This window comes from Enterococcus sp. DIV0546 (assembly GCF_051712785.1).
GTDB lineage: Bacteria > Bacillota > Bacilli > Lactobacillales > Enterococcaceae > Enterococcus > Enterococcus faecalis.
The window spans coordinates 2,628,114-2,639,479 of the sequence record NZ_JBIOPO010000001.1 but is presented as its reverse complement, the minus strand read 5'-3'; the positions used below and the strand labels follow the sequence as shown (position 1 = coordinate 2,639,479).

Annotated in this window: 15 protein-coding genes; 6 read left to right on the top strand and 9 right to left on the bottom strand. The window is 40.4% G+C overall.

All coding sequences use genetic code 11. The annotated features are described in order from the left end of the window. Positions 1 to 28 precede the first annotated feature (28 nt). Genes IGJ24_RS12800 through IGJ24_RS12785 form a run of 4 tightly spaced genes read right to left on the bottom strand, consistent with a single transcriptional unit; the run spans position 29 to position 2,608 of the window. On the bottom strand, positions 29 to 856 hold the full coding sequence (locus IGJ24_RS12800; protein ID WP_002354796.1) for a PTS system mannose/fructose/sorbose family transporter subunit IID: 828 nt from the start codon (positions 854 to 856) through the stop codon (positions 29 to 31). Next, a complete protein-coding gene (locus IGJ24_RS12795) occupies positions 853 to 1,668 on the bottom strand; it encodes a PTS mannose/fructose/sorbose/N-acetylgalactosamine transporter subunit IIC (RefSeq protein ID WP_002365419.1) in 816 nt (271 codons plus the stop codon). Before IGJ24_RS12795 ends, IGJ24_RS12800 begins: the two co-directional genes overlap by 4 nt. A 16-nt stretch (positions 1,669 to 1,684) precedes the next feature. After that, positions 1,685 to 2,176: a PTS system mannose/fructose/N-acetylgalactosamine-transporter subunit IIB gene (locus IGJ24_RS12790; RefSeq protein WP_002354800.1), complete on the bottom strand. Its 492-nt coding sequence runs from the start codon at positions 2,174 to 2,176 to the stop codon at positions 1,685 to 1,687. A gap of 12 nt (positions 2,177 to 2,188) precedes the next feature. Beyond that, the gene (locus IGJ24_RS12785; protein ID WP_002354802.1) at positions 2,189 to 2,608 is read right to left on the bottom strand and encodes a PTS sugar transporter subunit IIA; all 420 of its coding nucleotides are present in this window, start codon (positions 2,606 to 2,608) and stop codon (positions 2,189 to 2,191) included. A 257-nt stretch (positions 2,609 to 2,865) separates the two neighbouring features. On the opposite strand from IGJ24_RS12785, the gene IGJ24_RS12780 reads away from it, so the two are divergent. From IGJ24_RS12780 to IGJ24_RS12770, 3 genes are all read left to right on the top strand, one after another. Then, the gene (locus IGJ24_RS12780) at positions 2,866 to 3,801 is read left to right on the top strand and encodes an ABC transporter ATP-binding protein (RefSeq protein WP_002354809.1); all 936 of its coding nucleotides are present in this window, start codon (positions 2,866 to 2,868) and stop codon (positions 3,799 to 3,801) included. Next, positions 3,794 to 4,564 carry an ABC transporter permease gene (locus tag IGJ24_RS12775; protein ID WP_002354811.1) on the top strand — a complete coding sequence of 257 codons (771 nt, stop codon included), beginning with the start codon at positions 3,794 to 3,796 and terminating at the stop codon, positions 4,562 to 4,564. The genes IGJ24_RS12780 and IGJ24_RS12775 overlap by 8 nt, the downstream gene beginning before the upstream one ends. A 188-nt stretch (positions 4,565 to 4,752) precedes the next feature. Next, the gene (locus IGJ24_RS12770; protein ID WP_010823301.1) at positions 4,753 to 5,727 is read left to right on the top strand and encodes a tRNA dihydrouridine synthase; all 975 of its coding nucleotides are present in this window, start codon (positions 4,753 to 4,755) and stop codon (positions 5,725 to 5,727) included. 57 nt (positions 5,728 to 5,784) lie between these two features. Here the strand turns inward: IGJ24_RS12770 and IGJ24_RS12765 are convergent, their stop codons facing one another. The 5 genes from IGJ24_RS12765 to rpsN all read right to left on the bottom strand — a co-directional run bounded on the left by IGJ24_RS12765 (position 5,785) and on the right by rpsN (position 9,015). Beyond that, positions 5,785 to 7,320 carry a zinc ABC transporter substrate-binding protein AdcA gene (locus tag IGJ24_RS12765; RefSeq protein ID WP_129194118.1) on the bottom strand — a complete coding sequence of 512 codons (1,536 nt, stop codon included), beginning with the start codon at positions 7,318 to 7,320 and terminating at the stop codon, positions 5,785 to 5,787. 20 nt (positions 7,321 to 7,340) lie between these two features. After that, on the bottom strand, positions 7,341 to 7,463 hold the full coding sequence (locus tag IGJ24_RS12760; protein WP_002383181.1) for a putative metal homeostasis protein: 123 nt from the start codon (positions 7,461 to 7,463) through the stop codon (positions 7,341 to 7,343). Positions 7,464 to 7,496: 33 nt separating this feature from the next. Then, complete coding sequence (locus tag IGJ24_RS12755; RefSeq protein WP_002392709.1) at positions 7,497 to 8,471, bottom strand: CobW family GTP-binding protein; 975 nt, start codon at positions 8,469 to 8,471, stop codon at positions 7,497 to 7,499. A gap of 15 nt (positions 8,472 to 8,486) precedes the next feature. Then, positions 8,487 to 8,636: a 50S ribosomal protein L33 gene (gene rpmG, locus IGJ24_RS12750; RefSeq protein WP_002354818.1), complete on the bottom strand. Its 150-nt coding sequence runs from the start codon at positions 8,634 to 8,636 to the stop codon at positions 8,487 to 8,489. A gap of 109 nt (positions 8,637 to 8,745) precedes the next feature. Further along, positions 8,746 to 9,015: a 30S ribosomal protein S14 gene (rpsN, locus tag IGJ24_RS12745; protein ID WP_002354822.1), complete on the bottom strand. Its 270-nt coding sequence runs from the start codon at positions 9,013 to 9,015 to the stop codon at positions 8,746 to 8,748. A 199-nt stretch (positions 9,016 to 9,214) separates the two neighbouring features. Between rpsN and IGJ24_RS12740 the strand changes: the two genes are divergently transcribed. The 3 genes from IGJ24_RS12740 to IGJ24_RS12730 all read left to right on the top strand — a co-directional run bounded on the left by IGJ24_RS12740 (position 9,215) and on the right by IGJ24_RS12730 (position 11,365). Then, on the top strand, positions 9,215 to 9,613 hold the full coding sequence (locus tag IGJ24_RS12740; RefSeq protein WP_010823297.1) for an OsmC family protein: 399 nt from the start codon (positions 9,215 to 9,217) through the stop codon (positions 9,611 to 9,613). A 361-nt stretch (positions 9,614 to 9,974) separates the two neighbouring features. Beyond that, a complete protein-coding gene (locus IGJ24_RS12735) occupies positions 9,975 to 10,697 on the top strand; it encodes a methionine ABC transporter ATP-binding protein (RefSeq protein WP_002354824.1) in 723 nt (240 codons plus the stop codon). Beyond that, positions 10,694 to 11,365: a methionine ABC transporter permease gene (locus IGJ24_RS12730; protein ID WP_002354825.1), complete on the top strand. Its 672-nt coding sequence runs from the start codon at positions 10,694 to 10,696 to the stop codon at positions 11,363 to 11,365. Before IGJ24_RS12735 ends, IGJ24_RS12730 begins: the two co-directional genes overlap by 4 nt. Position 11,366 lies beyond the last annotated feature (1 nt).

The window sequence follows — 11,366 nt, the reverse complement described above, 5'->3', positions numbered from 1 at the left end:
TAATAATTAAATGTTTATTGTTTCAATTTTAACAGATGCCTAGTAATCCTAGCAAGATGCCTAAGAACATGATGCCAAACATCACTACGTTAACATTGACTTTTTTGCGTAATAGCCAGAAAGCAAGTAATGTCACGGCTAATGGTACGATACCGACGAATAGTTGATCCAAATAGTCTTGGATTTTAACTACGTCTTTGCTTCCTTTAACGGAAACTTCAAGAATCGTTTTGAATTTTACATTTGAAGCAGTCATACTGCCCATCATCATTAAGCCTAGCATACTTGATACTTTTGTGAGTATCTTCATTCCACCTGATTCGTACATTTTTTGGATAAAACTTTCACCGATTGAGTAGCCGCTATACAACGCATAATAGTGAATTAAGAACGCAGGGACGTTGTATAAAAGTAAGAAGACAATCGCCCCTAATGGCGAACCGGTGCTGGCTAATGAAATCCCAATCCCAGCAGCAATGACACGCAAGATGCCCCAGAAGAAGGAATCACCGATGCCTGAAAGTGGCCCCATTAGTGAGGCTTTAACTGCTGTAATAGAGCTAGCATCAAAATTTTCGTCTTCACTGTTTTGTTTTTCCATCGAAGCAACGAGCCCCATAATGAAGTTATTGATATGCATGGTTGCATTGAACCAAGTGGTGTGACGCACCAATGCCTCGGCCCGTTCTTCCTTGGTTTTATAAAAACGATTGATGACTGGGAGTAAAGTGTACATGACACCCACTGCGTGGTATTGTGTAGCTCCTGTCCGGCTAGCATTCATCGTCCAAGAACGCCAGAAAACAGAGCGCATCATTTTTTTCTCTTCTTTAGATAAATTCTCTTTTAACTTCATGCGAAAAAGTCCTCCTCTTCGATTTCTTTCGCGCTGCCTTCAACCGCAGAAGACGCCGCAGGTTTTCTTTTTAGAATGTCGCGGAATTCTACATCCCGTTGGGCACTCACGACACAAATTACTGTCCCGATGACCGCTACCGCAACGGCTGGTAATTGTAGGTACGCGGTTAAAACAAAGCCTAAAATGTAAAAGACGGCCAATTTATTATCCCATAATAGTTTCATTAACATAGCAAACCCAACGGCAGGTAAAAGTCCGCCAGCTGCGCTTAAGCCGTTCATCAAATTTTGTGGAATGCTTTCAACAAACAGATTTACTGGCCCGCTTCCTGCTAAAATTCCGATAAATGAAATCGAAGCGATGATTAAATAATAAATGATCCACGTTCCGTAATGCAGTGTCACAACCATTTTTTGGTTGCCTTCACGTGCTGCTTTGTCAAGAGAAGGAGCAAAGATATTCATAAAGACATTTTTTAAAAACATCACCACGAAAGCGGCTAACATCCCAATTGGTACGGCTAACGTCATGGCGGCTTTTTGTTCGACATTTGAAATAATTGCAAACGTTGTGGCTAAAGTAGTCGCAGTTACAGGTTCCGCTGCGATAACACCACCGATATTAACATTTCCTAAGAAAATTGCTTCTAAAGAGGCCCCCATTAAGACCCCTGTTTTCATGTCGCCCATTAAAATTCCTGTGACTAATCCAACGACTAAGGGACGTTCCATCATACTTTGACCAGTTAAATAATTCCCAGCAAAACAGATAAATACAGCTAAGGCTGCCATTGTTGCATGCATAAGCATTGTTCATTTCCTCCTTTTAATTGACGGCTTGTTTTAGACTTAATTTTGAGTTGGTTGGCAGTACTTGGTTATAGCTTTCCACGTGAGTCAAACTGGCTAATTCTTTGGCAGCTTCTAACTCTTCAGGGTTTAATTGGACACTCGGGAAAACCATTGTTTTGGTGGCTGGATCTGATTTATCAAAGCGGCCAGCGTTGGCAACATTCACACTTTCAATATCTGTCACGTTTTTCGCAATTTTAGTAGCATCCGCTACACTGTTCACAATTACAAAAATTCGTTTGTCTTTGCCACGAGGATCATTGAAGACATCAATCGCATCATCGACTGAGCGAATTAATAGTTTCATGCCATTAGGGACAGCCATTTTTAACGTCATTTGCATTACTTCGTTTTTGGCTGCTTCATCATTCGCTACAACTAATAAGGGGGCATTCAATTCTTTGGTCCAAACTACGGCTACTTGGCCGTGAATTAATCTGTCGTCTACTCGTACTTGTGTAATCATTTTAATTTCCTCCTAAAAAAAGTTTTCTTCTTCATTTGATGGGTTTAATTCAACGAATTGAATTTGTGCTTCAGCAATTGCTGCTTGAATATCTTCTTTGGTTAGCTTTTCGCCTTCTTTTAAGAAAATCAGAGATAAGGCAATGGCTAAGTTGGCATTGGAAATGATAAAAACATTGTCTGGTTTTGTCGTCATGACTTCTTGAACAATTTTTTGATTGACACTACCACCATATAAATCTGTTAAAATAATAGCTTGTTCTTCTGCGCCAAGGGACTGAAGAAACGTTTGAATAATTGGCGTGTAGTCCTCAGGAGTCACATAGGCATTGATGACCGCCAGCTCTTTTCCTTTGTCTGCGAGAATATCCAAGGAACTTTGGAAGCCTTTCGCTAAGTTTCCGTGACTAGCAATTAAAAATTTTCTTTTCATTCTTTTCACCTCACTTTTATATAAAGCAAGTTCTGTGCCAACAAAAGAGAACTCTAAATCCTTGATTTGAAAGGGTTTTAACGCTCTTGAAACTGTTTAAACAGTTTCAAGTCAAAATAAACACGTTATTCGTTGGCTAGTTTGTTGTTGAAAAATAGCTAAGCAAAACTGTGAAATTTAATCAAAATAACCCCCGTTTTTATCGAGAAGTGTTACAATAATACTCATGAATATTTATACATTAAGGAGAGTTACGAATGACTGATGCTCTTGTGATACAAGATTTACGCAAAGTGTACGCTTCAGGTGTTGAAGCGTTGCGAGGGATTGATTTAACAGTCGAAGAAGGCGATTTTTATGCTCTTTTGGGACCGAATGGCGCAGGAAAATCAACGACGATTGGGATTGTGACCTCGTTAGTTAATAAGACTTCGGGGAAAGTCAAAATTTTTGGGTATGATTTAGATACGGAAATGGTGCGGGCGAAGCAACAGATTGGGTTAGTGCCGCAGGAGTTTAACTTCAATCCGTTTGAAACGGTCCAGCAGATTGTGGTCAATCAAGCGGGCTATTATGGGGTGTCTCGTAAAGAAGCCATGAAACGGAGTGAAAAGTATTTAAAACAATCCAATTTATGGGAAAAACGGAACGAACGGGCGCGAATGCTTTCTGGCGGAATGAAACGTCGCTTGATGATTGCTCGCGCGCTGATGCATGAGCCGAAGTTATTGATTTTAGATGAACCAACTGCAGGTGTCGATATTGAATTGCGCCGTGAAATGTGGGCCTTTTTACAAGAGTTAAATGCGCAGGGAACCACGATTATTTTGACGACCCATTACTTAGAAGAAGCTGAGATGTTGTGTCGCAACATTGGGATTATTCAGTCTGGTGAATTGATTGAAAACACCAGCATGAAGCACTTGTTAGCAAAATTACAATTTGAAACGTTTATTTTTGATTTAGCACCTTATACGCAGGCGCCAGTTATTGAAGGCTATCAAAGTGTGTTTGAGGACGAGTTAACGTTAGCGGTGGAAGTGGAACGAAACCAAGGAGTCAATCACTTGTTTGAGCAGCTAAGTCAACAAGGAATCAAAGTATTGTCAATGCGGAATAAGTCCAACCGTTTGGAAGAGCTCTTCTTGAAGATTACCGAGGATACGTACCAAAGGGAGGATCAACATGTTTAGTCTGTATTTTACTGCTTTAAAAAGTTTAGCTGTGAAGGAAACCAACCGTTATTTACGGATTTGGGTCCAAACACTGGTACCGCCAGTGATTACGACGTCCTTATATTTTGTGATTTTTGGGAAAATGATTGGCGGGCGAATTGGCGACATGGGCGGTTTTTCTTATATGGAATTTATCGTGCCAGGTTTAATTATGATGTCAGCCATTACAAGCTCGTACGCCAATGTTTCATCTTCCTTTTTCTCACAAAAATTCCAGAAAAATATCGAAGAAATTCTCGTGGCGCCAGTTCCAACTCATGTGATTATTTGGGGATTTGTGATTGGTGGCGTTGGTCGTAGTATTTTGGTCGGTGCGTTAGTCACCATCATTTCTCTATTTTTTGTGCCATTGCACGTTGTTTCTTGGCTGATGGTCATCATGACTTTATTGATGACAGCGATTCTCTTTTCTTTAGCTGGTTTGTTAAATGGTATTTTTGCGCAATCCTATGATGATGTATCGATTGTGCCGACCTTTGTGTTACAGCCTTTAACCTATTTGGGTGGGGTTTTCTATGCCATTTCCATGTTGCCGCCATTTTGGCAAGCTGTCTCAAAAGTTAATCCGATTGTTTACATGATTTCTGGGTTCCGCTACGGTTTCCTAGGGGTTCAAGATGTGCCAATTGGTATTTCTATGACCATTTTAATCTTATTTATTGTCGTTTTATATGGCATTTGTTGGTACCTTGTAGAAACAGGGCGTGGCTTACGTAGTTAAGCCGTAAAAAGATTAAACTGTCTGAATCACTCATTCTAGCGAGCAGATTCAGACAGTTTTCTTGTTTCTAAGTATGCCTTTTTTGATTCTTCGTGCATTTCCCTGTATAATAGCAATGTTTCGCACCAGAATATGTCGACAAGTTGTCGTTGAAAATAAAGAAAAAATCAGAAACGGAGTATATGAAGATGAGCAAGAATTTTTGGGCAACATTGCCAAAGCCCTTTTTTGTTTTAGCACCGATGGAAGACGTCACTGATGTGGTCTTTCGTCATGTCGTGAAAGAAGCTGGGGCGCCAGATGTGTTTTTTACAGAGTTTACTAATTCAGATAGTTATTGTCATCCTGAAGGAAAAGACAGTGTGCGCGGGCGCCTCGTTTTTACAAAAGATGAACAGCCGATGGTGGCACATATTTGGGGGGATAAACCGGAATTTTTCCGTGAAATGAGTATCGGCGTAGCGGAGATGGGCTTTCAAGGATTAGATATAAATATGGGCTGTCCTGTACCCAACGTGGCTGAGCGCGGAAAAGGCAGCGGGTTAATTTTGCGCCCAGAAGTCGCGGCTGAATTGATTGACGCCGCCAAAGCAGGTGGCTTACCTGTTAGTGTCAAAACACGCATTGGGTTTACTGAAATGGCGGAAATGGATGCGTGGATTACGCATTTATTAGAGCAAGACATTGCGAATCTATCCATTCATTTGCGAACACGAAAAGAGATGAGCAAAGTGGATGCCCATTGGGAGGTCATTCCGCAAATTATGGCTATTCGGGACCGTGTCGCACCGCAAACGACAATTACGATTAATGGGGATATTCCCGATCGTCAAAAGGGCCTAGAATTAGCAGAACAATATGGTGTAGATGGCATCATGATTGGTCGGGGGATTTTTAAAAATCCTTATGCCTTTGAAAAAGAACCCAAAACACATACGCCACAAGAATTGCTGGGCTTGCTACGTTTACAATTGGATTTGCAAGACAAATATGCAGAATTGGTGCCTCGCTCCATCGTTGGGTTGCATCGCTTCTTTAAAATTTATGTCAAAGGCTTTCCAGGTGCCAGTGATTTAAGAGCACAATTAATGAATACAAAATCAACGGATGAAGTGCGCCAGTTGTTAGCGACGTTTGAAGCAGAACATGGTGTGCTTGACTAAATAAAAAAAGAGAGGAGACAGCATTTTAGCTAATGCTATCTCCTCTCTTTTGAATGCTTAATGCGCAATCATTTCTTGGGCAATTTCTTGTTTGCTTAAGTCGCTTGGATAATACGTTGGCCAGTTGTCCATTTCATTGAACAGACTTTCTTGGCTATCGCCGCCGAAGAAGATGTGGAAATGAGCGGCTTTCGTTGGTGCGATGTTGTGGTCGCTAAATTGGACGTATTTAAACCGCCCAGCATTGGCATCGTCTGTTTCAAAAAGGAAACGGACGCCACGGTTGCCTTTTGCATAGTTTAAAATTTTATAACCGGCTGCTTTATAGGTGAATTTTTGTGGTTTGCCATCGACCAGAAATTCAATGGTGGAATCAGTGATGTTGATGTGGTCGACATCGGTTTGATAGCCGGCATCATAGTAGGTTTTGTATTCGGCTGGTGTTTTATCTTTTTTCAGTTTCGCTTTGTAATCGAAGACTTGGTCTAATGTGCCATCTTTTAATAAAGGATAGACGGATTGCCAATTTCCAGCGTAATCTGACAGTGTTCTCTCAGCCACCTCACTGTCTTTGAAATAGCCGTTAGCCACGGTTTTTTCTGTTTTTTCAGAGGTTTCTGGCTGAACCTCTTTCCCAGCTGTATCTGTTGTTTTTTTCAAAGCAGTTAAGTTTTCTTTCATTACAGAAAGATAATCTTCGCCATTGTCCATTTGTTTTTGTGTCAAACTTTCTAGCGGGTTTAGGACTTCCAATTGAACATTCGCTTCGTCAGCTAACGTTTTAGCAATTTTATCGTTGGCATTTTTTTCAAAATAAATATAACGAATTTGGTTGTCTGTGACATATTTTTTCAACTCTGCCAAGCGCCCTGCAGTTGGCTCTTGTTCAGGTGTTAAACCAGCTATTGGCACTTGTTTTAAGCCGTAATCTAAGGCAAGATAACCAAATGCAGCATGTTGGGTAACAAAACTTTTTTGCTTAGCGTCTTTCAAAGCTGTTTGGAACTCTTTGTCTAAGGCCGTTAATTTTGTTAAGTATTTTTCTGCGTTTGTTTCAAATGTTTTGGCTTTTTTAGGGTAAAGTTTGACTAATTGTTCTTTGATGTTTGTAACTTCTTGGATGGCACGATGGGGTGAAACCCAAGTATGCGGATCTAATTCATGGTGGTGGCCTTCTTCGCCATGTTCGTGGTCATGGTCGTGTCCGTCTTCGTCACTGCCAGGAAGTAAGACCATGTTTTCGGTACCTTTAATGACGTTCGGGGCTCCATTTTTCCAGCCTTTAGCAGCTTTGGGTACCCAAGATTCCATATTTTCATTGTGGTAAACGAAAACATCCGCATCATGGATGGTAGCCATATCTTTGGCGGATGGTTCATAATCGTGTGGTTCAGAACCAGCAGGGATTAACAATTTGACGTCTCCTTCATCGCCTACAATATTTTTAGTGAAATCGTACATAGGATAAAAAGTCGTGACAATGGATAGTTTTTCTTTACCGTCAGCGGTTTTATCAGAGGTGTTTGTTTTGCCGCAAGCGCCGAAAAGGATTAGCGATAAGGCGGCTAACAGGGGAAGAGTAAATTTTTTCATAGGTGTGCTCCTTTAGTGAATTACGCAATTTTCTTTTGTTTATTGCGCTTATGTTCTTTAATGATTTTAAGTGCGCGTTTTCGTGTTTTGATGTTGGGACTTTTCAGTCGACGATAAGCGCTAGATAAGTCAGTTTTTTCCATTATATATAGGACCTCCATTTCGTAAAAAATAATTTACGGAGTAGCTATTTTGTTGAGGGTTTGAAAGGTTTCTTGAATTTTTTTTGTCTCTAATTCTTTGCCAATCAGAACAATTGTCGTTTCTTGAGGGGGTTGATTCGTCATTTGAAAGGCCACTTGCTGGTTGACGCCTTGCATGGCAATGGCCAAGTCATGCTCCTGTAAGGCGAGAATCCCTTTGAAACGGTATAACTTTTCCTGATGTGTATACATTAACCAATCAAGCCAACGAGTGAAAAGAGGTTCGTTGAGGGCTGAGGACGCCGTTAACGTAAGGGAGTGAAAGGTATGGTGATGATGCTCGTGGGCGTGCTCATGCGGGGAATGAGTCATTTCGTGTTCTGTAAGTGTTGCCGTAAACTTATTTAATTGAAAAAAGTCACTAGCCAAAAGAGGCTCGTTGGCTTGAAAGGATAAAATATCAGCAAAAGGATTAATGGTACGAAGGGTTTCTTGGAACGTTGGTAGCTGAGTGATGTCTGCTGGTTCCTTGACAGAAAAAAAGAGGCGATCTGCTAAGGCCAGTTGTTTGATGGCTTCGGCTTCTTGAAGCTGCTGTTGCCAATGATGCCCATCAACGACCGTTAAGAGACTGTCTATATAGAAATGATTTTTGATGTGCGGGGTCGTTAAAATTGTTTGAATGATTGGTTGCGGATCAGCAATGCCCGTTGTTTCTAAAATGACTTGGGCAATGGGTTGTTGTTCTTCTTGGTACACTTCTAAGATTGCTGATAAAGAGGCAAGAAGATCTCCTCGTAAGCTGCAACACATGCAACCGTTATTTAATTGAATAATTCGTTCCGTGGTTTGTAAAAGTAATGCGTGATCAACGCCTGTTTGACCAAATTCATTTTCAATAATAATAATTTCTTCTTTAGGAAACGGTGACTGCGCAAGCGCATGGTTAATTAAGGTTGTTTTTCCTGCGCCTAAAAAGCCAGAAACAATGGTGATTGGAATGCCCATCAAGTTTTCCTCCTGTTATTTGACTTCAGTGAAAAGTGCGCGGCGCCGTAGTTTTGGTGAATATTTTTTCAGCTGTAATTTTTCTGGTGTATTTCGTTTGTTTTTACTTGTTAAGTAAAGGCGCTCGCCAGTTTCAGCGCAAGCTAACGTAATGGTTTGGCGCATAGTGCCGTCCTCCAATTTGATTTTTTTAATTGCGTATAAAGATAAAGGGGGCTGCGAGGTCAGCCCAAATGCGACTGTCCTCGCTAGTTGTCTTTATCGAAATAATGAGTTACCAGCTTGCTTTTTTGACGCCAGGAATCAAGCCTTGGTGAGCCAATTCACGGAAACGAATCCGCGACATGCCAAATTTACGCATGTAGCCACGTGGGCGCCCATCTGTTTGATCGCGGAGTTTTAAGCGACTTGGATGAGCATCTTTTGGCAATTTGCTAAGACCTTCATAATCGCCAGCTTCTTTTAAGGCTTGGCGAATAGGCGCATATTTTGCAATCATTGCTTGTTGTTTTTTTGCTTTAGCAATTTTTGATTTTTTAGCCATAAGGCACTTCCTTTCTTTTTGGATTTATAAAATCTAAATCGTAACGGTTACGATTTGAACGGAAGTATATTATCAGGTGTTGCGTTGTTTGTCAAGTGAGAATTTCGTTTTTTTAAGACTTGCTAAGTTGAGAAGTTAGAAATGTTTGTTTTAGCGCTGTTTTGTAGTATCTTTTAAGAAAGAGTAAAAAGGAGTGAAGATGGCAATGGTAGAACGTTTGACGATTATTCGTGGTGTGGAAAAATTTGAATTACAAACGAAAACAGCGCGCTGGGTGTTAGCAAAAGAAGAGGGCTATTCGCCAGTTCAAATGCTCGTTTCGGCAATTGGCGCTTGTGGGGGGTACGTGTATCAATCCGTTTTGGAAAATTCGCACATTCCCTTTGAGTTTGAAAAAATAGAAGTCACGTATTCAAGAGAAGTAGAGAGACGCGCACAACCATTAAAACAGGTAACGATTCTCTTTTATGTGACTGTTCCAGAAGCCTTTCAAGCACGGGCGACAAGGTGTTTGAAGCTTGTCTCCCCAAACTGTCCAGTGATTCAATCATTGGCTGAAAGAATTACTGTCGAAGAAACAGTTGTATTTAAAAAGTAAACCATTAGAGACATTATCGTTACGAGCGCTTTTCCCTTTTTGGATGCCTCGTTTCTGAGAATGTCTTTTTTTAGAGGAGCGTGGGGAAATAGCTGTAGAAACAGGAAATTTTTAATTCATTTGTACAAAATAATACAGACAAAAAACAGATAGTGCTTTTTTCACAAATAAAAAGGTTGCTTTTTTTTCTGTTTTAGTAGATGATGTAAGTAGTTACATCTCTGATATAACGCTGTTTTTCGAAACGTGTGTTATTTTTTGATTCGTAATAGTTTTTTTAAATCGTTTCACAGAATTACTTTAATTGTTATACAGTTTTTTTAGTTGTTATAGTTTGTTTTTCGGCCTTTAGGAGGTAATCATGATTGAGTTAGTGAATGTGTCGAAAGTCTATCAAGAGACACACGCGTTAAAAAATATTCACTTTTCTGTCCAACCAGGAGAAATCGTTGGGATTGTTGGGAAAAGTGGCTCTGGCAAGTCCACGTTGTTACGTTTGTTGAATTTAATGGAACAACCGAGTGAAGGGGAGATTCGCATTGATGGCAGAAATGTTCAAACCTTCTCTAAAAAAGAAGTTCGCCAGCAGCAACAACAAATGGGGATGGTGTTTCAGCATTACAATTTGTTAGAAAATTTGAAAATTTATGATAATGTTGCGTTGCCTTTGAAACTTTTAAAAGAGAAACAGCCTGAAAAAATTGAGCGTTTATTAACGTTTGTTGATATGGCCCATAAGGCAGAAGCGTATCCTGCTCAGCTTTCTGGTGGGGAAAAACAGCGTGTCTCTATTGCTCGAGCGTTGAGCCGTAATCCAAAATGGTTATTATGTGACGAGGCAACGAGTTCATTAGATGAAGAAAATACAGAAAGTGTCGTTCGACTATTACATAAGACGCATCAGGAATTCCGACCGACTATTTTCTTTGTTAGTCACGAATTAGAAACCGTGAAGCGCTTATGTAATCGTATCTTAGTGATGGAAAAAGGTCAGCTAATTGGCGAATTTCTGAATAATCCTCAGCAATATGAGGAAGAACCGCTTTCCTATTTAGAAAAGGTGGAAAGGAGTTTGCGTCCATGACTTTTTCAGAAACCTTTGCCGAATATTGGCCATCTATGCTGATTGGTTTAAAAGAAACAGGGATTATGATGTCGATTTCGATGGCTATCTGTTTGCTTGTTGGCTTGCCTTTAGGCTTAGGACTATTTTTGGCTAATCCGAAAGTCAAAGGGCATCAACCTTGGCTGTACTGGGTTTTAAATTTCATTGTAACTGTTATTCGCTCGTTTCCTTATTTATTATTTGTGATTGCGTTGATTCCAGTCACTCGTTCTGTTTTAGGAAAGGCGTTTGGCCCAATTCCTTCATCTGTGCCATTGAGTATTGTTGCGATCGCGATTTTTGCTCGCTTGGTTGAACAAGTGCTGTTGGATGTTCCAGAAGAAATTTATTTTTTAGCTAATTCGTTAGGTACCTCGAAAGTCCAATACATTTGGCACTTTTTATTGGTGGAAGCACGTAGCGGATTGGTCCTTGCTTACACAACCACGACAGTGAGTATGGTTTCATATTCCACGGTGATGGGTGTTGTTGGTGGCGGCGGGATTGGCGATTTTGCAGTTCGTGTCGGGTATCAACGGTATGAATACGGTATTATGTATGTTGCCATTGTGATTATGATTGCACTGGTCTTCATTTTACAAATGCTTGGGAACTTCATTGCCCAAAAACTAGACAAAAGAAAGTAGG